Origin of the sequence: Aneurinibacillus tyrosinisolvens (genome assembly GCF_001015055.1) — a bacterium.
GTDB classification, from domain to species: domain Bacteria; phylum Bacillota; class Bacilli; order Aneurinibacillales; family Aneurinibacillaceae; genus Aneurinibacillus_A; species Aneurinibacillus_A tyrosinisolvens.
In genome coordinates this window covers 91,659-115,425 of the sequence record NZ_BBWZ01000005.1, presented here as the reverse complement: position 1 = coordinate 115,425, position 23,767 = coordinate 91,659, and the positions used below count along the sequence as shown (strand labels likewise).

The following is a 23,767-nucleotide window of genomic DNA, read 5'->3' as shown; positions in this document are numbered from 1 at the left end:
ATTTGGCACCTCCCTCAATCCTCTTATTTATTCATGAAAAGTAATCTACCTATTTTAGTTCCACACAATATGTTGTTTCCCTTTTTTTATAAAAGAAAAATTATAAAAAATGTGCAGTTATATTACAGAATTGTTTTCTTTGTCGCCAAACCAGCGCCCAATTAGAATCCGACGGATAACCGCAATGTTATTAAACAAGCGAACACCAAAGGCGAAAATGGCGGCAAGGTACAAATCAATCCCCATATATACGCCAAGGAAAGCAAGTCCTGCAGCCAGGAGCGTATTAAAAAAGAAACCGCTCATAAACACTTTAATATCAAAAAAGTTCTGCAGATAGGCCCGGATGCCGCCAAAAATGGTATCCAGAGCAGCTAGCACCGCAATGGAAAGATAACTGCTGTATTCAATCGGCACGCGAAATTCAAAAGAAAGGCCAAGCACAACGCCAACAATCAAACCGAGAACTGGTAGCCACATACCGTTACGACGCTCCTTTATGGTCCATGGGTTTCATGTACTGTGTCTTGGTGTTCCCCCGGTAAGCCGGAACCAGTACATTGTCCATTTTTGTAATAATAAACTTCTTATTCAGGAAGTGAAACCAGTCTTCCATCGATTCCCGATCGGATCCTGGAAGTTTCAGTGCCGCCTCAAGGCTTTGTGGTTCACCGATGACTTTCACCACATAAGGCATACTGATGGGCTTCGTGTCAATTTGAATGCCTTCTCCCACCACGCGAATGGCTGTATTTACAATCATCCGGTGGCCATTAATCGAGATGGCTTTCGCACCGTTTGCAAAAAGCAGGCTGGTCAAATCTGTTAAATCCTGATCGATGACAGGGGATTGGAGCTTCTGATCAGCGATCGCATTTGCCGGATTATCTTCTATCGTAATCGTTATACCAGGTCCGCTTGTATCTGCAAATCCATTCTCTTTCTTTATTCTGTTTAATTCATCCTGAATGACACTTAAGCTGCTGCCCTCATTTGCGGATGCCTCATACTCATTCAATAACTGGTCATATTTAGAAATATCATTCAAAAGTTTCTGGTGGTGCTCCATTTCCTTCTGCAGATTTTGCCGCAGTTGGAACAAATCCTGCTTCTCCGTTGCGAAAATAGGCTGTGTGGAGCGGTATTGCAGCACCAGCATGAAACCAATAATAATACTTATCACAGTAATTATGAATGGGACCTGCCGATTATTTTTCATCCTTTATCCCTTCCTCGGAACTTCTTATCCTTTTGTCGGGGGAAGTGAAACCCCAGCATTTTTGCCTGTCCCTCCAATATAGCCTGGCAATTCAATCTGTTCAGAATCCTTGATGGAGATCTCAATCGTCCGCTGCTTCAGGCTGTCAATGACTCCGCCGGGCATTTTAAGCGCGGTAAGAAGAGTATCCTTGTTGCCAATAGCTGAAACCACGAAAGGGGGGGCAAGCTTACTGTCATTTACAATCACTGTAGGACCGACACAGCGAACGCTTGAACCGCCCACCAGCCGCTGATCGTTCACGGCAATTCCTTCAGCTCCTGCAGCAAACAGTTCATTTACAACATCGCGTATATTTTGATCATGAACGATACCGTCAGCCACGTTGCTGAATTCCCGCGCGGTTTTGCTGTCATCCAGTGTAACCGTGACCCCCTGCCCGATAACGGGGACGAACCCGGCCTGCATTCTCATCTGCTCCAGTTCATTTAGAACCTGCTTGGAAACAACCTGCCTCTCTGAAAGTTCCCTTTCTTTCGTACTTACCTGCACCCTGATTTTCTGCAGTCTTTCTTCCAGCTGGTCGTTTGCTTCCTTCTCCTGGATAATCTTCTCATTCAATTTCACTTTCTTTTCCCACTCGCTATCGGTAGGCGCCGCCACTGATTTCCCCTGATACTGTGTGAATTGCACCGAATAAGCAACGATGAAGCCAAATATGAGAAGGACAAGTGTCAGGTACACATGAATCCGCCGGACGCTAAGATTTTTTTTCATTCGCTGTTTGCTGCTGCCTGTATGGTTCAAACCATTTCACCTCTGACATATTAATGATTCCTTCTGTTTTTCCTTCGCGTTTAAGCGTTTGAACAAAAGAAGGATACCAGGCCATATTTTCAGCAAAGTTCGTAATCGTGCTGTGAACCTCAAACCCGTCTTTCATAAAAAGGACAAGCCGCTTCGGATTGTTTGCTTCGGGCTGGTGATGGATTTCTGAAATTAAGCTCTTGGTGTTCGAATCCAGCTTAGTAAGCTCCTGCGCAAACTCGGGAAGCAGCCCCTCGTCCCGCCATGTGCGAATAATCGGCTTGTCCATTTCATTTTCCTTTACAGGATATTCCTTAAGAACAAAGCCGTTATTTGTGACCGGGAACAGTTCTCCCCGAGGGTTCATTAAGAGCGCAACCCGCGGCCGCTCTTTGACGCGAAGCTCAACTTTCCCCGGGAAGTGCTTCTTTACTTCCACGCTTTCAACCGCCGGAATCGAAGAAACGATAGAGGCTGCCACTTGCTCGGAATTTATAAACAGAAACTGCATATCAAACGTTACGTGCGATTGTTTAATCACTTCATCATCAGACACATATTTCACACCTGTAACCGTAATATCCTGAACCCTGCTGATCGAAGATTGAAAAAAAAGAATGACAAGAAGAACGACAAAAAAAAGCAGGACCAGTACGAGGATCTGGCGGTTTGTGTTTTTCTTCCTTTTTTCTTCGCGCAAGCGCGGAATCTTCTCAATCTTAGCCATACAAAGTTCCCTCGCTTTTTTGTCTTACTATCTTAAAAACTTAGAAAAGCGGCATACGATGAATATGCCGCTCCACGTGTACATAAATCCTTGTTAAATTTACGCTTGCTCTACGAAAGGCGCTTTATGCGTGCACCGAGGCTCGACAATTGCGTTTCGATTCTATCATATCCACGATCAATGTGATAGACATCCGTTACTTTCGTTTCTCCCTCCGCAGCGAGCCCTGCAATGACCAATGCTGCACCGGCCCGTAAATCTGTAGCCTGCACCACCGCACCGGAAAGGCGGGGAACACCACGAATAAAAGCAGTATTAAGATCAACATAAATGTCGGCGCCAAGGCGGCCAAGTTCATTCACATGCCTGAATCTGCCATCAAACACGGTTTCCTTTATAATGCTGCATCCATTCGCAAGAGACAGAAAGGCCATTGTCTGCGCCTGCATATCTGTCGGAAAACCCGGATAAGGTGCTGTCATAATTCGATCAACAGCCCGAAAGGAATCGCTCGCTTTGACTTTAATTATATCATGGCCATGTTCGATTTCAACACCGCATTGTTTAACAATATCAAGCAATGCAGCCATATGCATCAGGTTCGTATTATATAAAGTAATCTCTCCGCGTGTGATCGCCGCAGCCAAAAGCATCGTCCCGGCAACAATACGGTCCGGAATTACTTTATAATCAACCGACTGCAGGCGGCGGACCCCTTCGATAATAATCCGGTCCGTTCCCGCACCGCGAACGCGGGCTCCCAGCCGATTCAAGAAATTTTGCAAATCTATGATTTCCGGTTCACGGGCAGCATTGGACAAAATCGTCTCTCCCTCAGCCCGCACGGCGGCCATCATGATATTTTCGGTTGCTCCCACACTTGGATAATCTAGAAAAATCATACCGCCCTTTAATTTTCCTGCTGTACAGCGAATCAGGCCGTCTTCGGCAACAATCCTGGCACCGAGCGCCTCAAGCCTTTCAGATGAAGATTAATGCGCCTTTCACCGATGGCGCACCCTCCTGGACGGGACAGTATTACTTCTCCAAAGCGTGCCAGCAATGGCCCCATCAGGAAGATAGAAGAACGCATTTGACCCATTAACTCTTCCGGTACTGTATAAGAAGCAAGTGATGTTGTATCAACGTATACTGTAGTCGCCTCGTGAACACATGTTGCACCGAGAGCTTTTAAGATTTCGAGCATAACTTCGATGTCGGAGAGATGGGGAACATCATAGATGGTATAGGCACCTCCCGCCAGCACCGTTGCTGCCAGTATGGGGAGCGCTGCATTTTTAGCGCCTTGAATCCGCAGCTCACCCGAAAGAGGTAACCCACCCTCTATCGTAAATGTCTCCAAAATTTCACCTCCGTTTACCCCTCGCCCACCACCAGCACTTCAGGAACAAGTTTAACCTGGAAACGCTGTTCCACAATTTCCATCGCCTGTTCCATCAAGTCGAGGACGTCTTGCGCTGTTGCATTACCGCAATTCACGATAAAATTGGCATGCCTTTCGGAGATTTGCGCACCGCCGACGCGGAACCCTTTCAGTCCCGCGCTTTCAATGAGCCGCCCGGCATGATCACCCGGTGGGTTGCGAAAAACACTCCCGGCGCAGGGCATTGAAAGCGGCTGTGTATGGCGTCTGCGATCTTTATACTCCGCCATATGGCGGGCAATTTCTTTCCGATCGCCATAGGACAACTGAAATACCGCCCCTGTCACGATGCCTTTTATCTCCTGTAAAATCGAATGCCGGTAACGAAATGCCAAATCATCCGGTGTAAAAGTTACCAATTCACCATTTTCCAGCAACACTTCAGCATGCTTTAGAATTCGTGATACATCGGATCCGTGCGCGCCTGCATTCATATAAACCGCCCCACCCACTGTACCGGGAATACCACCGGCAAATTCAAGGCCGGTCAGCCCCTCTTTCCCTGCCATGACCGCCAACCGTATAAATGAATAACCGGCACCTACCTCTATCTCTTCCCCGTTAAAATTCAGGTGATTAAATCCGTCAGCCAGTTTAAATACTACGCCTCGTATTCCACCGTCCCGTACAAGCATGTTTGAACCGCGCCCTAAAACCGTCCAGGGAACCTTATGCTTGTATATGAGTTTCATACTGCGGGCAAGCGCATTCTTATCAGTCGGTTCAATTAGAATATCCGCAGGACCGCCAATTTTCCATGTTGTATGATTGGCCAGCGGCTCATCAATAAGCGTTGTTCCAATGTTTGCTTCTTCCAGCTCTTTAATCAGCTTCTGCATAAGTGAACCTCCCTCTTGGTAAATGCAGTTGTTCTGGATTCCAATGGGTCACGTGCCTAGGATAATTTATGCCGGCAGCGCCCACATGGTTCCATCTATGTACCCGTAATTGTTTTTAGTTCTTTATAAACAAGCTCGGCGGCTTCCGGTTGGCCGAGGGACCTTGCCGCTTTTCGCATTCCGGCATCCTTGCCGGAATCGCTTAAGATAGAATCAATCTCATCAAGAAGCCGTTCAGATGTTAGTTCCGTTTCCAGGATGACGCTTGCCGCTCCCTGTTCCTCAAGCCACCTTGCATTTTTCTCCTGATGGTTATTTGTCACATACGGAGAAGGAATTAAAATAGAAGGAAGCCCCAGTGAAGTAATTTCAGCCAGGAAGGAAGCGCCGGCACGGTTTACGATTAAATCTGTTCCCGCCAAAACCTCGGGCATATTATAAATAAAAGGCCGGACTGTAATATTGTCAGGTATTTTGCCCTGCTCCTCAATAACAGTCATTACTTTCTTGTAATGTACATCGCCGGTAACATAAATGAAATGATAATCCGGGTAACCTGGCAACTGCGGGATTAGATTGAGGACGGCGTCGTTAATCGCCCTGGCTCCTCTGCTTCCCCCCACAATTAAGACATGCTTTTTCCCCTGCGGGATACCAAGCGAGAGGAGCCCTGCGCGCCTGTCAGCCATTGCCACTTCCGTTGCCCTCGGGTTTCCGGTTATGACCGTTTTTTCTCTCGGAAAATAAGCGGAAGAACCCCCAAAGCTAACAGCAATTCTCGTTGCATAGCGGGAAAGAAATTTATTCGTTAAACCTGGAATCACATTCTGTTCATGAATAAGGGTCGGAATCCGCAGGGAACTTGCAGCGTATACCACAGGCCCGCATACATAGCCGCCTGTCCCAACTACCGCGTCCGGCGCAAACTGTTTAATCAGTTTTCTGGCGCGGCGGGCTGCCTTAATAAAACGAACGATCGTTTTAACATTCTCGAAGGACAGACTCCGCTTAAATCCGGTAATATAAACGGACTTAAAAGGAATTCCTTCCTTCGGAACGAGATCGGCTTCCAGCCCTCTCACTGTGCCGATATACAATACTTGTGAATCGGGTTCATGGCGTTTTATTTCTTTAATCAGGGCGAGGGCTGGATAAATATGCCCTCCGGTCCCTCCTCCACTAATTACAATTTTCATCGTATTTACCACCAATCTATGATTCGCTTCTCTATTTTTCTATTTCTATAAAACCAATTCTCCTATGCTCTCGAATAACGGGAAATATTAAGAAGAACTCCTATCCCTGTAAGCATTAATGTTAAAGACGAGCCCCCATAGCTAAGAAACGGAAGGGTAATTCCTGTAACAGGGAACATGCCTGTTACAACCCCTACATTAATGACGACCTGAATGGCTACCATGCCTATAATCCCTACAGCAAGCAGGCTGCCAAACAAATCAGGAGCTGTGATGGCAATTCTCATCCCCCGCCAGAGCAAAAGCAGGAACAAAAGAAGAACGGTCGTTCCTCCGATAAATCCTAATTCTTCCGCAAGAATAGAAAAAATAAAATCGTTATACGGCTCGGGAAGGTACAAAAATTTCTGCCGGCTCATTCCGATGCCAAGGCCCATAATTCCGCCAGGCCCGATGGCGTATAGCGATTGAATCAACTGGTAGCCTGCACCGAGCGGGTCCTGCCAGGGATCAATGAAGGCGGTGATACGCTTCATCCGATATGGCGCCGCAAGGATAAGGCCGGCAAATCCTGCCACACCAAGAAGCCCCAGTCCAAACAAATGCCTCATTCTCGCTCCGGCAATAAAAATCATAAGAACCGACGTGCCGAGCAGTACCGTTCCCGTACCCAGATCCGGCTGAAGCATAATCATGCCAAACGCAAGGCACACAATGCCAAGCGTAGGCACCAGCCCTCGCATAAAGGAGTCCAGCTTTTTTTGGTTATCTGATAGCCATTTCGCGAGAAAAACCGCCATGCCAAGTTTCGTGAACTCGGCGGGCTGGATCCCAAACGCACCTACACCAAGCCAGCTTTTCGCCCCGTTCACTTCTTTGCCGATGATTAAAACAACAACGAGCAGCACAAAGCAAATAATCAGTCCTGTTTTCGCCCATTTTTTCCACACCCAGTAATCGATGTTCATCATAACAAACATAGACACAATCCCAAGAATGGCAAAAATAAGCTGCCGCTTCGTGAAGAAGAAAGGGTCTCCTTTCTGTGCAGCAACCACGGCACTTGAACTGTATACCATGACCACTCCGATGGCAAGGAGAACAAATGTGACAATAACAATAATAAAATCAGGAGTCGAACGGGCCTTTGTCAAGCAAAACACCTCTACAGCACAGGATTTGCCTTCCCGCATGCATGTCCGTTCAATCACCTGATTCGATTAAACCTTCAAACAGCGGTTATCGGCTTGTTTTAAGCTTATGCACGGATTGCTTAAACATGCTTCCCCGCTCTTCAAAGGACGTATACATATCCCAGCTTGCACAGGCCGGCGATAATAATACAATGTCTCCCGATTGAGCCATCAGGTGGGCTTCAGCAACCGCATCAGTAACAGTATCGACGCGCTTGCAGTTGTTAATCCCTGCCTCCTGGCCTCTTGCCAACAATTTTTCTGCTGTTTGTCCATATGTAATCATGGCTTTTACATGCTTTTTCAAAAGAGGAACAAGTTCTTTGAAGTCGATTCCCCGGTCCAATCCCCCGGCAATCAATACGATCGGCGCTGTAAAAGACATAATCGCCCGGCTAGATGCTTCTGGATTCGTTGCTTTAGAATCATTATAATATTTTACCCCGTCAACGTCGGCAACAAATTCAAGCCGGTGTTCAACTCCGGCGAAAGTAGCAAGAACCGAACGAATGGTGTCAGGAGCAACGCCTGCCGCCCGTGCCATACAAACAGCAGCCAGCACGTTCTCCAAATTATGAAGGCCGGGAAGCGCTACGTCATCCACGGCTATGATTTTCTCCACAGGAGCAGCATCCGCCAGGCGTTCGGACAGGGGACCCGACTGCGGACGCCTAAACACCACATCGCCATTCTCAATATAGCTGCCCTGTTCTACCTCCCCCGCAGAACTAAACCAGAGAACCGTTGAACGAATACTCGGCTCAAGCCCACGGCAGATCGCATTGTCATAGTTAAGGACAGCAACATCTTCCGCGCCCTGATTCGCAAACAGCCTGCTTTTGCTATATACGTAATCTTCCTTTGTCTTATGGTAATCCAGATGTGCATCGTATACATTCAGCAGGCAGGCAATGGAAGGATGAAAATCCTGCGTTCCCTTTAATTGAAAGCTGCTGAGTTCCGCGATCAGCACCTGCCCTGCCTGGACACAAACAGCCTGCTCGCTCAGAGGTGTACCGATATTTCCGGCAACGACAGGAGAACGGTTTCCTTCTTCAAAAATACGCCCCAGAAGCGTGGTTGTTGTCGTCTTGCCGTTAGAACCTGTAATCCCAATAATCGGTGCATCCGACAAATGGTAAGCAATCTCTACTTCTGTTACGACTGGAATGCCAAGAGCCAGCGCCCGCTGCACTGGTGGAGATGTGTAGGGAATCCCCGGGTTTTTAACGACCATGTCAATTGTTTCATCCGGCAGGTTAGCAGGGTGTTCGCCACAAATAACCCGGATCCCTTCCCTTTCCAGTTCTTCCGCGGCCGGACATTCGCTTCTCGGTTTCATATCATTTACAAGCACATTCGCCCCGCACGCTTTCAACACCCGGGCAACGGCGGCACCGCTTTTCGCCAGACCTAATACAGCAATGTTCTTTCCGTTATATCGTTCTTTACCTTTATCAATTGTCATTAGCTTAACACCCCAATATAAACTCCCAAACTCGCGCACAGCAGCCCTGCCAGCCAGAACGTGACAACAACGCGCCACTCTGACCACCCACCCAGTTCATAATGATGGTGGAGAGGACTCATACGAAACACTCGCTTTTTTCGAGTTTTAAATGATATTACCTGGATGATAACGGAAAGTGTTTCCATGACGAACACACCTCCGATAATGACCAGGAGAATTTCTGTTTTTGTCAAAATCGCAATTCCCGCCAGCGCTCCCCCTAAAGCGAGCGAACCGGTATCACCCATGAACACTTTGGCCGGATGGGCATTGAATACGAGGAAGCCAAGCACCGCACCCACAACAGAGGCCGAGAAAATCGCAACGTTCATCTGGCTGCCCATCCAGGCGATAATCGCATAAGCGCTAAAAGCGATCGCGCTCGTTCCCGCGAGCAGGCCGTCAAGCCCATCTGTCAGGTTGACCCCGTTGGATGCTCCAATCGTCATGACTATCACAAGCGGCAGGTAAAGCCAGCCGAGATCAATCCCCCACTTCGTTCCGGGAATCGATACGGTCGTATCATATCCGTTTTTAGCCAGCACATAGTAAAACACAGCTCCAATAACAAGCTGGCCAAATAACTTTTGCTTTGCGGTTAGTCCTAAATTGCGTTTTAACGCGATTTTAATGAAATCATCAAGAAATCCGATAAGCCCGTACCCGAGCGTAATAAACAGTAGAAGGAAAATTTCTGTTGACTGATTCGCAAATTTAAGGACCGTGAACGTAAGGGCAAGCAGGATAATAATGCCCCCCATCGTCGGGGTTCCCGCCTTTTTCTGGTGGCCCTGCGGCCCTTCTTCTCTAATTGCCTGACCAAACTTCAAACGTCTCAGGATGGGGATGAAGAGTGGAGCGATTAATACAGCTATAAGAAAAGCTGCGGCAATGGAAAAGAATAAGACTCGTACAAGCATTCCGCATCCTCCTTTCTATTCTCTCCACACATTATTTGCCTTTTTCTAGTATGGCTTGGTGTGCCTCTTCTTTATCATCAAAATGAATGGTTTTATCTTTTAGTATTTGATATGTTTCATGGCCCTTTCCCGCAATAAGAACAACGTCCTCTTTATTTGCCTGCCCAATGGCAAACCGAATCGCTTCTCTCCGATCGGTAATCGCCCTATATCTCTTCGTATCTACGCCGTCTTTTGTCAGCCCGGCCACCATATCATTAATAATGGCTTCTGGTTCCTCAGAGCGCGGGTTATCTGATGTAATGATTGCCATATCGGCGTATTTCGCTGCGATGGACGCCATAAGCGGACGCTTGGTTTTATCCCGATCCCCTCCACAGCCTACGATACAGTACACCTTTCCTTTTGCAAATTCACCGATCGTTTTAAGGACATTCTCAAGGCTGTCAGGCGTATGGGCATAGTCAACGATTACGGTGTAATTCTGCCCGGCATCAAGCCTCTCAAAGCGGCCTCTTACTCCTTCTATCCTTTCAAGCGAGTCCCGGATTTGTTCCAGAGGTATTCCCTCAAGCAGACAGACAGACAGAGCAGCCAGCGTATTATAAACATTGAAATTACCGATGACTTTTAGTTTTAAGTCGACGCTTCCCTTGAAGGTTTCCACACGCAGCCGGGTTCCTTCCGCAGTAATGGAAATGTCATGGGCGCGCATGTCTGCTTCCTTGTTAATCCCATATGTAATTACCTGGGCGGCAGTGTATTTGAACAGCATTTCACTGGCTGGATCATCCGCGTTTATTACAGCAAACTTCATCCGCTTCCTATCATACTCATTGCCAAGCTGGGAAAACAATAGCCCCTTAGCATACAAATATTTTTCCATCGTTTCATGATAATCAAGATGATCCTGCGTTAGATTTGTGAATACAGCGGTAGAGAATTGAATGCCGCGCACACGGCCCATATCGAGCGCGTGCGAGGATACTTCAATTGCCGCATATTCCGCCCCACTGTTCCGCATCCAGCGAAAAGCCTGCTGCAGATCGTGTGCCTCAGGAGTCGTATTCTTTACCTCTACTGCCTCTTCTTCCAGACGCATTTCTATCGTTCCAATAATTCCTGTCTTATGCCCCGCTTCGCTAAGAATGCGCTCAATTAAATGTGTCGTCGTTGTTTTTCCATTCGTTCCCGTTACGCCGATGACTTTCAGTTCGCGGGTAGGCTGCCCGTAAAATTGATCGGCGAGGATCGCCAGTGCCCGCTTCGTATCCGGAACATATATGGCCGGCACACCGACGTGGATTTCCCGCTGTGCCAATACGGCTGAAGCGCCAGCTGCTACGGCTTTCTCTGCATACTCGTGGCCGTCAACCGTAAAACCGGGTAAACAAACAAACAAGTCACCCGGCTTCACTTTTCTTGAATCTACCTGGATTCCTGTAATTTCTATATCTACATCTCCCTGCGTGTGCCACAGGGTAAGCACAGCGAGCAAATGACCTAGCTGCATCCTCTTTCTCCTTCTTTCGTTTAGCGGTCACCCGCTCTTCGTTTAAAATAAACACCAGCATTTATTGTAATGCTCTTTTTCTTATTTGTCACCCAGATAGACACGAATGGTTGCCCCCTCCTCTACCCGCGCGCCCGGTTGCGGAGATTGATACGAGACCTTCTTACCAGTACCGGCAATGTCAAGCGGGAAAGTGTAGTAATTATTTACGATTTCTTCTCTTTCCATTCCGACAAGATTCGGAATTTGCACAATTTTTTTATTCGGATATTTGTATTTTTTCTCCATCTGGCTGCTTGTTCTTGGGGGGACTTTCATATACCGCAGCGCGGAATCCATTATATTCCGCACGATTGGCGCAGCAACCACACCGCCGAACTGAATGCCTCTCGGGTTATTGATTGCCGTATAAACAAGGATTTGCGGATCATCTGCAGGCGCAAAACCAATAAAGGAAACGATGTGCTTGCTCTTTGAATATACTCCGTTCTCTACGATCTGCGCTGTACCGGTTTTTCCGCCTACACGGTACCCGTCAATATAGGCGTTTCCCCCCGTCCCGTTTGCTACAACACTTTCGAGTGCGGTGCGGACTTTGGCGGACGTTTCAGGGGAAATGACCTGCCGTACCATTTGGGGTTTGTTCTCCTGGATGACTTTTCCCGTTTCCGGGTCGTTCCATGATTTGGCAAGGTATGGCTTCATCAGCTTCCCGCCATTAATCGCAGCTGCTACAGCCTGTACTTGCTGAATCGGGGTTACCGATACCCCCTGTCCGAAGGAAGTTGTCGCCAGTTCAACAGGGCCTACACGTTTGAGGGAGAACAGCACGCCGTTTTCTTCCCCGAGCATGTCGATTCCCGTTCTTTTTCCAAATCCGAAGTCTTTAATGTAATGGAACAGCCTCTCCTTGCCCAAACGCTGGCCAAGAAGAACAAAGCCGGGGTTGCAGGAGTTTTCCACTCCCTGAAGAAATGTTTGGTGCCCATGGCCGCCGCGCTTCCAGCAGCGCAGGTTCGCCCCGGCAACCTTTATATAACCAGGATCATCGAACGAATCCTTTTCTAAATCTACCTTTTTGTCTTCAAGTGCCGCTGCGAGGGTAATAATTTTGAAGGTAGAACCTGGTTCGTATGTCTTCCACACAGGCAGATTCCGGTTAAAAGTTTCTACGGGGTAATCTTTATAATGGCCCGGATCGTAATCGGGCCGGCTTGCCATCCCGAGAACCTCACCGGTTTTTGGGGAGAATGCGATCGTTAGCGCATCATCCGGCTGGTAAACGGTCATTGCCTGATCGAGTTCACGTTCGATGATGGCCTGGATATTCGCATCGATCGTCAGATGCAAATCCTTTCCGTCCATCGGCGGAGTGAACTTCTCCGCTTCTCCCACCATCCGCTCTCCTTTAGCGTTAGAGAGAAAAGAAATATGGCCCGGTTTTCCTTCCAGCTGTTTATTGTAAATCCGCTCCACCCCTGTAAGCCCCTGGTTCTCTATTCCTGTAAAGCCGAGGATATGAGCGGCAAAGGCCCCTTTTGGATAGTAACGCTGACTGTCTTCAGCCACCTGGATTCCCGGTAAATTAAGAGCCAGGATTTTATCGGCCGTCTCCTTTGACACCTTCCGTCCGCCAGGAACTCTCTCCAGCCGGCTGCTCTTGCTTATCTTTTTGAATATTTCCGTTTCGCTAACGCCGAGTATCTTGGAAAGCTTCCGTGCGGTACCAGCACGGTCTTTAATCTGTGCCGGAATAGCCATGATGGAAGGGACACTGATGTCATAGGCGAGCAGCTCCCCATTGCGATCAAAAATCTGTCCCCGTTTTGCTTCAAACTGAATATCGCGGCCCCATAAGTTCTCCGCGTTTTTAGTAAGCCAGGTCCCTTTCCAGATCTGAACATAACCGAGGCGCGTGATCAGCAGCAAAAAAAGCAGAAATCCGAGCAGTAAAGAAACAAAAATCCGACGTCTAACTGTAACTCCTGATACACGCAATGTCTTTCTCCTCCTCAACGAACAAGTTATTCTCAACAATAACCCTATTCGATGAATGGAAGAGATAGAACAGGCTTCCTTATTCTCAGGATGTTATTTTGGCGCTGCACCCGGTTCCGAGGGAGTGCCCGCAGACTTTGGCGAAAGTTCAATGGACAGTTTGTCACCTTTTTTCACCGTTGCGCCCGGCGGTATGCTTTGTGTAAGGACAAATCCCTCCCCTTTTACCTCCGTTACTTTTACGTCGAGCAGGGCAGCAATTTCGATAACGTCCCGCAGGGTTCTCCCCTTTAAATCAGGAAGCTTGACACCTGATTTCGATGTAACAAGGTATAGTTTCGCCCCTTTAGCCAGCTCATCTCCGGCCGCCGGATACTGGGAGAGTACTGTGTTTCCGCCTCCGAGAACTTCATAGGACAATCCGGCGGCACGGGCTAATTGCTTGCCTTCCCCGAGCGATTTTCCAGCCGCCGGGGGCACCGCAGCCGTTTCATCCTCTACTGTTATTGTTTTCCCGCTTGCCGTATCGGGTGACATCTTTAAATAGTGGAGGCTTTTTTCCATCACCGTTTTAAATATCGGTGCGGCAATGATTTTTCCGCCTGCAGACGGGTTGTCGATATCCGGTTCGTCCACAACGACATAAACGAGGAGTTTCGGATTGTCTTTTGGCGCAAAGCCAATAAAGGAATTGATATATTTGCCCGGCACGTAGCGGCCGTTATGTACGACCTGAGCGGTACCCGTCTTGCCTGCCACATGGTAATCGGGCAGAGCGAAAGGCTGTCCGGTTCCGTCTTTCTCATTTACTACCGCGTCAAGCAAGTCCCGCACCTGTTTAGAAGTATTTTCAGACACAACGCGGCGAACGACCCGTGGCTGGTTATCTATGATGGCTTTTCCCGTTCTCGGATCAATAATCTGTTTAATAATGTACGGTTTCATCAGCTTTCCGCCGTTTGCTACCGCACCCACTGCTGCAACCTGTTGAATGGCCGTAACGCCTACGCCCTGGCCGAATGACATGGAAGCGACGTCACGATCATAAGCATGCTCGAAATTAAGCAGCCCTTTCTCTTCTCCGGGAAGCTCGATCCCCGTCTTTTCACCGAAACCAAATCTTCTAATATAATCAAACAGTCTTTCTTTTTTCAGTTTTTCATAACCCAGGATAACAAAGGCTACGTTACTGGAGCGCTTTACACCTTCTTTAAAGGAAATGACGCCCCAGCCTCTCCCTTCATTATGGTCCCGAATCGGTTTACTGCCTTTAATTTTGTTATAAACTCCAGACATGTACTGATCATTTGCGTTAAACAGCTTTTCTTCGATCGCTGCCGACAGGGTGACAATCTTAAATGTAGAACCCGGTTCGAAGTTCGTACTGACAGCTGCGTTTCGATAGCTGTCCACCCCGGTCGGCGAGTTGGGGTCAAATGTCGGCCGGCTTCCCATCCCAAGAACCTCTCCTGTGTTCGGGTCTGCGACAATAACCGTCAAGCCCTTGACTTTGTATTGGCTGGTAGCGTTGTCCAGAGCTTCTTCTACATAATTTTGAACCTGGTGATCAAGGGTGAGAATCATCTTGTTTCCGTCAACTGCCGGCTTGTACGACTCTACTCCGTCCGGCAATTGATTGCCTTTTCGATCGGTTTTAAAGGTAAAGCTGCCTTTCTGTCCTTTCAATTGCTTGTCCTGGGCCCACTCAAGCCCAAGCTGTGCAATTCCGTCACGGTTCGTATAGCCGAGAACATGGGAAGCAAAGGAACCGTATGGATAATACCGGCGCGAGTCCTCGTATAATCCGATTCCAGGAAGATTAAGCGCCTTTACTTTGTCCGCTGTTTCTTTCGGAATCTTCCACCCGCCCGGGCGCAGTTCAACCTGCTTCCGGTCTTTGCTCTGAAGCCTTGCCAGAATTTGTTGGACCGGCATATTCAGGAGAGGGGCCAGCTTGTTCGCTGTTTCCACCGGATTCACTACGTAATTCTCATTCTTTTTCCCTTCCGAAAGCGCCTTGATTTGGGCAACCACTGTAAAAGCTTTTCCATTGTAAGCGAGCATTTGTCCATTCCTGTCAAGGATATCTCCCCGCTTCGGATTAATAGCGTCACTTCTTTCCCATGTAGCCTGCGCTTTTGCAAGCAGGGTTCCACTGTCCACATACTGCACCCAGAAAGTACGCGCAATAAGCAAAAAAAAGGAGGCCGTAAACAGCGCTCCCATGACCAACGTACGGCAACCAATTCTTTTCTTAACCATACACTTCTCCCCCTAATTCGAGGTTCGATTATCCTTGACCACGCGAACCGTATCATCATTCTTCGTAAGCCCCATCTGCTGTGCGACTTCCCGAATGCGGTCCGGTTTACTCAGCGCGTCAATTTGAACCTTTAACTCCCCGTTGGACTCACTCATCTTTTTAATATCCTTTTTCGCCTGGATAATTTGATAGTTATAGCTAGAAATCATCGTGTAGCGGGCAATTACGGAAGAGAGTACACTAACGAACAAAATAACGGCAAAAAAGTACATAAGCTTTTCGCCGCCGCTAATCCCCGGGCGGATGACGGTTCGTTTTTTTTGAAGCACCTTCTGCTTTGGCTTCTGCTTCGGGTTTATATTTGTCGCTAGATTTCCCTGGTTGTATGGCCTCAAACTCAGTCTCCTCCTCTATTCGGGCAGCTTTTCAGCAATGCGCAGCTTTGCAGATCTGGCCCGTCGATTTTCATCCTGCTCACTTGTCCCTGGCAGAACCGGTTTTCTCGTAATGACCTTCAAAATCGGTTTGTTACCGCAGACACACTGCGGAAACCCTGGCGGGCATGTGCATCCTTTACTGTACTCCTGGTACATTTGTTTACAAATACGATCCTCGAGAGAATGGAATGTAATCACGCTTGTCCTTCCTCCCGGCCGCAAAATATGTATGCTATCTTCCAGCGCTTCGCGGAACGCATTTAACTCGTCATTAACGGCAATCCGGATCCCCTGGAACGTTCGTTTTGCAGGATGCGGGCCTGTCCGCCTCGCTGCGGCCGGAATGGCGCGCTTGATAATCTCTACAAGTTCCCCCGTCGTTTCCACGGGCTGCTTCATACGCTGGTTGTTAATTTCTCTGGCAATCCTCCGGGAGAATTTCTCTTCCCCGTATTCGAATAAAATCGAGGCGATTTTTCCTCAGGCCACTCGTTGACAACCTCATAAGCCGTTAAATCCTGCTTCTGGTCCATTCTCATATCCAGCGGCGCATCTGCATTGTAGCTAAAACCCCGTTCTGCTTCATCAAGCTGCGGAGAAGAAACGCCTAAATCAAACAGTACGCCATCAACCTGCGAAATATTCAATTCAGCAAGCACATGCTTAATCTGGCGAAAGTTGCTTTTGACAAGGGTGACATGTTCCATATAAGGAGCAAGGCGCTCTTTCGCTGCCGCAAGAGCGGCATCGTCCTGATCGATCGCAATCAGGCGGGCCCCGCCGGTCAGCCTGGACGCGATCAGTGAGCTGTGTCCAGCTCCGCCTAACGTACAGTCAACATAGATTCCCCCAGGTTTAATTGACAACCCGTCTACAGCCTCCTGATGCAATACCGTGATGTGGTGGAACATTGTCTTTCCTCCCAATGATGACTAAATCCTTACAGATCAAAATCAACTATTTTTTCGGCGATTTCATTGAATGAATCCCCTGATTTTCCAACATACTCTTCCCACATTGCGGTGCTCCATATTTCGATTCGGCTGGAGACACCGATAAGTGTGCATTCTTTATCGATCATGCCATGGGCACGAAGAAGTGCCGGTATGTTTACTCTACCCTGCTTATCAAGCACGCATTCTGTTGCTCCCGAAAAAAACATCCGGGTGAAAGCTCGCGCATCTGCGCGGGTAAAAGGCAATGATTTCAGTTTCTGGGTAAGTACATTCCATTCTTCCGCGGGGTAGACAAACAGACAACGATCCAAGCCTCTTGTGATAATAAACCGTTCTCCAAGTTCCTCTCTGAATTTAGACGGTACCGTTAAGCGCCCTTTTTCATCAAGAGTATGCTGATATTCACCCATGAACACGCGCTTCACCCACCATGCTAAACTCTTTCCCCACTTTGTCCCACTTTGCACCACGTCTACATGTATTCTAGCTTACAATTGGAAATCCTTCTATAAAAATTTAAGATCTTTTGCAGATTTGCCACATACAATATAAAAAAAATGTCGAACGGGCTCGAAGGCCTGTTCGACATCTAGGTCATTAGTCTTATTCTTCTTTCCAGCTATCTAAATACTCCCTTTGTTCCTGGGACAATTTATCAATTCCAAGCCCAAGCGCTTCAAGTTTCAAGCGCGCCACCTTCTCATCTAGTTCATAAGGCACATTTAACACACGCGCTCCAATTTCTTCGTATTTTTCATTTACGTAGGCGAGGGAAATCGCCTGAAGCGCGAATGTCATATCCATAATCTCGGCCGGGTGTCCGTCACCGGCAGCCAGGTTCACAAGACGGCCTTCCGCCAGCAGGTAAATTTTACGTCCGTCCTCTAACACATGCTCTTCAATGTCTTTGCGCACGACACGCTTCGACACCGCAAGTTTTTCCAGTTCCGGCTTATTGATTTCAACATCAAAATGGCCGGCATTCGATAGGATAGCCCCATCCTTCATTACTGCAATATGCTCTCCGCGGATAACGTCTTTATTGCCGGTTACCGTTACGAAGTAATCCCCGTGTTTTGCCGCCTCAATCATCGGCATCACTTCAAATCCGTCCATGTAGGCTTCAATCGCTTTAATGCCGTTTATTTCCGTTACGATCACTTTTGCGCCAAGCCCTTTTGCACGAAGCGCTACCCCGCGGCCGCACCAGCCATAGCCTACAACAACAACAGTTTTACCGGCTACAACAAGATTCGTTGTCCGGTTGATGCCATCCCAAACGGACTGGCCTGTGCCATAACGATTATCAAACAAGTATTTGCAGTACGCATCATTGACTGCAATCATCGGGAACGTAAGCTGCCCCGATTTCTCGAGGGCACGGTTCCGGATAACACCTGTTGTTGTTTCTTCGCAGCCGCCGCGCACCTGCTTCATTAAATCCGGGCGCTCGGAGTGAAGAATCGTAACAAGGTCGCCACCGTCATCAATAATTAAATCCGGCTTTATTTCGAGTGTTTTAATGAAATGCTGCTTGTACTCTTCCGGATCCGGATTGTACTTAGCAAATACGGTAATGCCATCCTCTACGAGAGCCGCAGCCACATCGTCCTGTGTGGATAACGGATTGCTTCCTGTAATCGTAACTTCTGCACCGCCCGCTTTCACCACTTTAGCAAGATAAGCTGTTTTTGCCTCCAGGTGAAGGGAAATCGCTACTTTTAACCCCTTAAAAGGCTGTTCCTTTTCAAACTGTTCCCGGATTGTGTTCAATACCGGCATATGTTCTTTTACCCAGTCGATTTTCAAATGCCCGTTAGGTGCCAGGCTCATATCGCGTACGATGCTTTTTTCTACTGTATTCAAACTTCCAGCCTCCTACTTTTTAGTCGATGAATATGGCGTTGTGGTTCCTGTTTATTTCAAACGGATAAGAAAGAAACGCATTGAACCAGTCCATTCCATATTTATTAACATAACCAAATATATTGTAAACGCGTTCCTGTGGTTTGTCCATTGGAAACAACGCCGCCTCCGTACGTTCGAACTGGCGGAGGACCGACTCGTGCTTTTTCAGGAAAGCGCCGCTTATCTTCTTCTCATAGTAACCAACCTGTTCCAGAATTTTATCTACGTTTTTCTCCCCGAGATTTTTCAGCCCGAGTTCGATTTTCGCAGCGTCTTCGATAATTGGCTGATATAGCGCTTTAATCTGATTTTTCACTGCAGCAAGCTTTTCCTCAAGGTTGAACGTATTTTGCTGTTCCAGGTAGGCCACTCTCCTGGCATCAAGACCGGTAAACAGCTCCTCCACCGTCATATCATATTTCCGCATCGTTTTTTGCACCGTGCCTTCAATAAGGCTAAAAGTAAGGCGCGGGAGCAATATCGGCATCTCCAGTCCAAACAGTTCAAAATACCGCCGGTAAAGACCCCAGTATGCGATTTCTCCGGGACCGCCGATAAAGGCAAGCGTCGGAAACAGCAGTTCCTGCATCATCGGCCGGGTCACCACGTTGGTGCTAAACCGTTCCGGCTGCTCCTCTAACAGGACAAGAAGTTCTTCTTCCGTATAGGTTTCGGCGCCATCCCTCGTTTGATATGTTCCGTTCTGCCTTATAACTCCGATCCGCTGCCCCTGCCGGTAAAGGAAGAAATGCGCGTTATCGGATTCCGTTTCTACCTGCCTGTGGTAGCCGTGCGCTGCAAGACTGTTTCCCTGTTCCAGAACGGCGCGATTTAATGCCTCATTTTCTTTAATCACCCGGGAAAACCCGCGCTTTTCCAGCTCCCTGACAAAGGGGAGGGCCGAGTCAATCAATACAAGTCCCTTCTCGCCGAACAGCCAGGCCATAACTCTGGCAAAGAAGTCGGTAAGCGTCGTTGATTCCCTGGCAAAACCAAGCAGGCCTTTCCGAAGTTCCACCGAGAACTCCGTATCGATTTGCTCCGCAAAATACGTCTCGATAAACGCTTCCAGAAGCCCGTCTTCAACCTGTAGATGCGTGATCGAAGTTTTCCCTTCCGGCTCCATCCCGAGCTTTGCCTTTTTAATCTCATGGCTCGGGGTCTGAAGGTATACGTGGTTGACCTCCTCATAATCGTGATCTTCTCCCGCAATCCAAAAAACAGATGATTTTCTTCCCAAGCAAACGTTCCTGTAGTTCCGCTGTCCGGAGAAGGGTAAGCGCCTTATGGATCGTATAGAGCGGGCCGGTAAGAATGCCCGCCTGCTGCCCGCCTACGACTACATAGGTGTCACTTTGCCGAAGGTGTTCAATATTCTCCATTGCTTTCGCGTGGTTCCCAACGGCTTGATTGTAAGCACGCAGCCCATCTGCAAGCTCCTCCCGGTGGGAAACAGGGTATGAGGAGAGCCAGCTCAAACGCTGTGTATAGCTTTCCTGGCGATAAGGATCATACGAGTAATAGGATGACACTTTCTCGTAATCATATATGTAATCATGGACTAGCTTATTTGATAAAGGCATTTGTATTTGCTCTACGCGCAATGTATCTCATCTCCTATTTTTACAGTACGTAATAAAGTATAGTACGAAAAAAGAAAAAAAGGAAACGAGCATACAGTTGTATGTCTGTTTCCCATCCTCTTATAAATGATCCACGATGCTTTTAACTAAACTCATAATAAACCGGTGATTCTTATCCATCTCCTGCGGAAAAAACATCGCCATATGCGTAACGGATGCAATGTAGACGTGAACGCTGCGTTCCATCCACTCAGGATTTGCCCCAAGTTCAGCAAAGACGATGCGCAAATGCTTCTTCAACTGCTCAAGGGCGAGTGCCTGCGTTTTCTGTCCCTCATCCCGCAGCTGTGAATCACGGTTCGGGTCTTCGACAATCTCATGCCACATACCGATATGCCGGCCGACAAAAGACAGCAATAAATCGGTAATGCGTCGAAGTTTCTCCTCTGGCGAGGTACTGCCCCCGGTAATTGTAAAAATTTTGTTATCAAATTCATTCCATTGCTGCTCAAGAATGGCCTGGTAGAGCACCGCCTTATTTGGATAATAGTTATAAATGGTACCAACAGCGATTCCCGCGTCTTTCGCTATGGAACGCATGTCCGCTTTACGGTACCCATTCTCCATAAAAACTTTATTTGCAGCCGATAAAATCCGCTGCTGGAAAGAATTATCCATGCCCGTACCCCTCTGCTTCGTTCCCATATAGTAAAGAAGGCCAAATATAAATTTTGGCCTTCTTACCTTCTCTATTCTTTATTGTACCATATCTTTCTCTTATACAGGATAGACAGGATGCTTACGGCGGGCAAACGGAAGCTGTTTGCTGCTGTAAACTTCCAATCGTCCAATGAGCTCTTCCCGCAGCCGGCTGCCTTCGATGATCCCATCGATAACTAACTCGGAAGCGAGGCGGTATATATCGATATCCTCCTGGTACTCTTTTCGCTTTTCCATAATGAACGCCTGGCGCTCTTTCGGGTCTTCAATCGCATTAATTTTGTTGCTGTATACAGCGTTTACAGCTGCTTCCGGACCCATCACCGCAATCTGGGCTGTAGGGAGAGCCAGGCAGCAATCCGGTTCAAAAGCCGGGCCGGCCATGGCATACAATCCGGCTCCATACGCTTTGCGGACAATAATCGAGATTTTCGGCACGGTCGCTTCCGCCATAGCCGAGATCATTTTCGCCCCGTGGCGGATAATTCCCGCCCTTTCTACTTTCGTTCCAATCATAAAGCCTGGAACATCCGCAAGGAAAAGCACAGGAATGCCGAATGCGTCGCACAGATTGATGAAGCGCGCGGACTTATCAGCCGAATCTACAAACAGCACGCCGCCTTTTACCCGCGGCTGGTTTGCAATGACTCCGACCGGTTTTCCGTCCAGCCGGGCAAAGCCTGTAATAAGCTCAGCGGCAAATAGTTTCTTTATCTCATAGAACGAGCCTTCATCCACAACCGCCTCGATTAACTCATGCATATTAAACGGAGCATTCTGGTTGGTAGGCACGATTTCTTCGACAGAACGGCTGTCCGCTTTCGGCAGCTTCGCCTCGCGAACCGGCGGCTTTTCCTGAAAATTACCAGGGAAATAAGAGAGATATTGCCTTGCCGAAGCAATCGCTTCTTCTTCCGAAGCTGCAAGAACGTCTCCACACCCGCTTACCGTACAATGCATGCGCGCTCCGCCCATCTCATCAAGTGTAACCTTCTCGCCGATTACCATTTCAGCCATCCGGGGAGAGCCAAGGTACATGCTGGCATTGCCCTCTACCATGATAACAACATCACAGAAAGCAGGAATGTAGGCGCCGCCTGCAGCAGAAGGGCCAAACAGCACACATACCTGCGGAATCATTCCGGAGAATTTAACCTGGTTGTAGAAAATCCGCCCTGCTCCGCGGCGGCCGGGAAACATCTCGATTTGATCCGTAATGCGTGCGCCGGCAGAGTCAACAAGATAGATCATTGGGACGCGCAGCTTCTCTGCCGTCTCTTGAATGCGGATAATTTTCTCTACCGTGCGGGAGCCCCACGATCCTGCCTTTACAGTGGAGTCATTGGCCATCACACACACGGTTTGCCCGTTTACTTTTCCTATTGCCGTAACGACACCATCGGCCGGAAGATCGCCCGCCATGAAATTGGCAAACAGCCCATCTTCCAGCTGGAACTCATCGTCGAAAAGCAGCTTTAAGCGATCACGTACAAACAATTTGTTCTGTTCTTTGTTTTTTTCATGATACTTCTCTCCGCCCCCCCGTTGGATCTTCTCGATCCGTTCGTGGAGCGTTTGCTGAAGTTCGTTGTTTACCTGCCCGACATTAGCCATTCACACATTCCCCTTCCTTACCTGTTTTTTTCATCGCTTGCAGCACCCTCGAAGGAAGTGTGCGGCCAAGCACGCTTTCCATGAATACACCTGTTTGCACAAGCCCGTCCAGATCGACTCCAGTTTCCATTCCCATGGCGTGGAGCATGTAGACAATATCTTCGGTTGAGATGTTTCCCGAAGCACCCGGGGCATACGGACAGCCGCCGAGGCCGCCAATGGAGCTGTCAAACGTCCGGATCCCCGCCTCTAGCGCCGCGTATACGTTGGCAAGGCCGGTCCCCCTTGTATCATGAAAGTGTCCTGCAAGCCGGCCGCTGCCAAATAAATCAATCAACGAGCGAAAATTCTCCTTCACTTGCTTCGGATTCCCCACCCCAATGGTGTCCCCGATTGACACTTCATACGCTCCCATGTCAAGTAATTGTTCCGTTACACGCACGACAGAAGAAAGCGGAACGTCCCCTTCAAACGGACAGCCGAATGCAGTCGATACGTACCCCCGCACCTTTATCCCTTCCGCCCTCGCCGCCTGGGCAACCTCACGCAATACTGGGAACGTTTCATCTATCGATTTGTTGATATTGCTCTTGTTATGTGATTCACTGGAGGACATAAAGACGGCGATTTCTTTCATTCCGACTCCCAAAGCCCGCTCCAGCCCTCTCAGGTTTGGAACGAGCGCACTGTATACAACACCATCCTTCCGCTTAATCTGTGTCAATACATCCACAGCATCCGCCAGCTGAGGAATCCATTTCGGGTTTACGAAAGAGGTGGCTTCTATTTTCTGCAGACCGCTGCTGACTAATCGCTCAATCAGTTCAATCTTATGCGAAGTTGGAATAATTTCCTTCTCATTCTGCAGCCCGTCACGCGGCCCTACTTCAAAAAGGTTAACAAATTCTCCCATAACATCC

Annotated in this window: 20 protein-coding genes and 2 pseudogenes; all 22 read right to left on the bottom strand. The window is 48.3% G+C overall.

Annotated elements, in window-relative coordinates; genetic code table 11:
- Positions 1-117: 117 nt before the first annotated feature.
- The 22 genes and pseudogenes from MBEAL2_RS06745 to MBEAL2_RS06645 all read right to left on the bottom strand — a co-directional run bounded on the left by MBEAL2_RS06745 (position 118) and on the right by MBEAL2_RS06645 (position 23,760).
- Positions 118-480: a small basic family protein gene (locus tag MBEAL2_RS06745; protein ID WP_047151558.1), complete on the bottom strand. Its 363-nt coding sequence runs from the start codon at positions 478-480 to the stop codon at positions 118-120.
- A gap of 4 nt (positions 481-484) precedes the next feature.
- Complete coding sequence (locus MBEAL2_RS06740) at positions 485-1,219, bottom strand: DUF881 domain-containing protein (RefSeq protein ID WP_047151557.1); 735 nt, start codon at positions 1,217-1,219, stop codon at positions 485-487.
- Between the two features lie 24 nt (positions 1,220-1,243).
- Entirely contained in the window at positions 1,244-1,996 is a 753-nt protein-coding gene (locus tag MBEAL2_RS06735) for a DUF881 domain-containing protein (protein WP_047151556.1), read from the bottom strand.
- The gene (locus MBEAL2_RS06730) at positions 1,980-2,753 is read right to left on the bottom strand and encodes a cell division protein FtsQ/DivIB (protein WP_047151555.1); all 774 of its coding nucleotides are present in this window, start codon (positions 2,751-2,753) and stop codon (positions 1,980-1,982) included. Before MBEAL2_RS06730 ends, MBEAL2_RS06735 begins: the two co-directional genes overlap by 17 nt.
- Before the next feature lie 110 nt (positions 2,754-2,863).
- Positions 2,864-4,116 (bottom strand): annotated as a pseudogene (gene murA / locus MBEAL2_RS06725) (UDP-N-acetylglucosamine 1-carboxyvinyltransferase).
- 14 nt (positions 4,117-4,130) lie between these two features.
- Positions 4,131-5,036 (bottom strand): UDP-N-acetylmuramate dehydrogenase, encoded by a 906-nt coding sequence (gene murB / locus MBEAL2_RS06720; protein WP_047151554.1) that lies wholly within the window; start codon positions 5,034-5,036, stop codon positions 4,131-4,133.
- A 95-nt stretch (positions 5,037-5,131) separates the two neighbouring features.
- Entirely contained in the window at positions 5,132-6,232 is a 1,101-nt protein-coding gene (murG, locus tag MBEAL2_RS06715; protein WP_047151553.1) for an undecaprenyldiphospho-muramoylpentapeptide beta-N-acetylglucosaminyltransferase, read from the bottom strand.
- Between the two features lie 62 nt (positions 6,233-6,294).
- Positions 6,295-7,386, bottom strand: a complete 1,092-nt coding sequence (spoVE, locus tag MBEAL2_RS06710) for a stage V sporulation protein E (protein ID WP_047151703.1) — start codon at positions 7,384-7,386, stop codon at positions 6,295-6,297.
- Between the two features lie 85 nt (positions 7,387-7,471).
- The gene (gene murD / locus MBEAL2_RS06705) at positions 7,472-8,893 is read right to left on the bottom strand and encodes a UDP-N-acetylmuramoyl-L-alanine--D-glutamate ligase (RefSeq protein WP_047151552.1); all 1,422 of its coding nucleotides are present in this window, start codon (positions 8,891-8,893) and stop codon (positions 7,472-7,474) included.
- Positions 8,893-9,855 (bottom strand): phospho-N-acetylmuramoyl-pentapeptide-transferase, encoded by a 963-nt coding sequence (mraY, locus tag MBEAL2_RS06700; RefSeq protein ID WP_047151551.1) that lies wholly within the window; start codon positions 9,853-9,855, stop codon positions 8,893-8,895. Before mraY ends, murD begins: the two co-directional genes overlap by 1 nt.
- Before the next feature lie 31 nt (positions 9,856-9,886).
- Positions 9,887-11,368: a UDP-N-acetylmuramoyl-L-alanyl-D-glutamate--2,6-diaminopimelate ligase gene (locus tag MBEAL2_RS06695; protein ID WP_047151550.1), complete on the bottom strand. Its 1,482-nt coding sequence runs from the start codon at positions 11,366-11,368 to the stop codon at positions 9,887-9,889.
- An 81-nt stretch (positions 11,369-11,449) separates the two neighbouring features.
- Positions 11,450-13,366 (bottom strand): stage V sporulation protein D, encoded by a 1,917-nt coding sequence (locus MBEAL2_RS06690; RefSeq protein WP_047151549.1) that lies wholly within the window; start codon positions 13,364-13,366, stop codon positions 11,450-11,452.
- A 93-nt stretch (positions 13,367-13,459) separates the two neighbouring features.
- A complete protein-coding gene (locus MBEAL2_RS06685; RefSeq protein ID WP_052947534.1) occupies positions 13,460-15,628 on the bottom strand; it encodes a PASTA domain-containing penicillin-binding protein in 2,169 nt (722 codons plus the stop codon).
- A 12-nt stretch (positions 15,629-15,640) separates the two neighbouring features.
- Positions 15,641-16,024: a cell division protein FtsL gene (ftsL, locus tag MBEAL2_RS06680; RefSeq protein WP_047151548.1), complete on the bottom strand. Its 384-nt coding sequence runs from the start codon at positions 16,022-16,024 to the stop codon at positions 15,641-15,643.
- A 15-nt stretch (positions 16,025-16,039) separates the two neighbouring features.
- A pseudogene (gene rsmH / locus MBEAL2_RS06675) lies at positions 16,040-16,977 on the bottom strand (16S rRNA (cytosine(1402)-N(4))-methyltransferase RsmH).
- Positions 16,978-17,006: 29 nt separating this feature from the next.
- Positions 17,007-17,438, bottom strand: a complete 432-nt coding sequence (mraZ, locus tag MBEAL2_RS06670) for a division/cell wall cluster transcriptional repressor MraZ (protein ID WP_047151547.1) — start codon at positions 17,436-17,438, stop codon at positions 17,007-17,009.
- A 187-nt stretch (positions 17,439-17,625) separates the two neighbouring features.
- Positions 17,626-18,888, bottom strand: coding sequence for an adenosylhomocysteinase (locus MBEAL2_RS06665; RefSeq protein WP_047151546.1), 1,263 nt, complete (start codon positions 18,886-18,888; stop codon positions 17,626-17,628).
- 19 nt (positions 18,889-18,907) lie between these two features.
- On the bottom strand, positions 18,908-20,170 hold the full coding sequence (gene bshC / locus MBEAL2_RS06660; RefSeq protein ID WP_052947533.1) for a bacillithiol biosynthesis cysteine-adding enzyme BshC: 1,263 nt from the start codon (positions 20,168-20,170) through the stop codon (positions 18,908-18,910).
- Positions 20,118-20,534, bottom strand: coding sequence for a bacillithiol biosynthesis protein BshC (gene bshC, locus MBEAL2_RS28960; protein WP_052947532.1), 417 nt, complete (start codon positions 20,532-20,534; stop codon positions 20,118-20,120). The genes bshC (MBEAL2_RS06660) and bshC (MBEAL2_RS28960) overlap by 53 nt, the downstream gene beginning before the upstream one ends.
- Positions 20,535-20,633: 99 nt before the next feature.
- Entirely contained in the window at positions 20,634-21,191 is a 558-nt protein-coding gene (locus MBEAL2_RS06655) for a TetR/AcrR family transcriptional regulator (RefSeq protein ID WP_161798183.1), read from the bottom strand.
- A gap of 99 nt (positions 21,192-21,290) precedes the next feature.
- Positions 21,291-22,847, bottom strand: a complete 1,557-nt coding sequence (locus MBEAL2_RS06650; protein ID WP_047151544.1) for an acyl-CoA carboxylase subunit beta — start codon at positions 22,845-22,847, stop codon at positions 21,291-21,293.
- The gene (locus tag MBEAL2_RS06645; protein WP_047151543.1) at positions 22,840-23,760 is read right to left on the bottom strand and encodes a hydroxymethylglutaryl-CoA lyase; all 921 of its coding nucleotides are present in this window, start codon (positions 23,758-23,760) and stop codon (positions 22,840-22,842) included. Before MBEAL2_RS06645 ends, MBEAL2_RS06650 begins: the two co-directional genes overlap by 8 nt.
- Positions 23,761-23,767 lie beyond the last annotated feature (7 nt).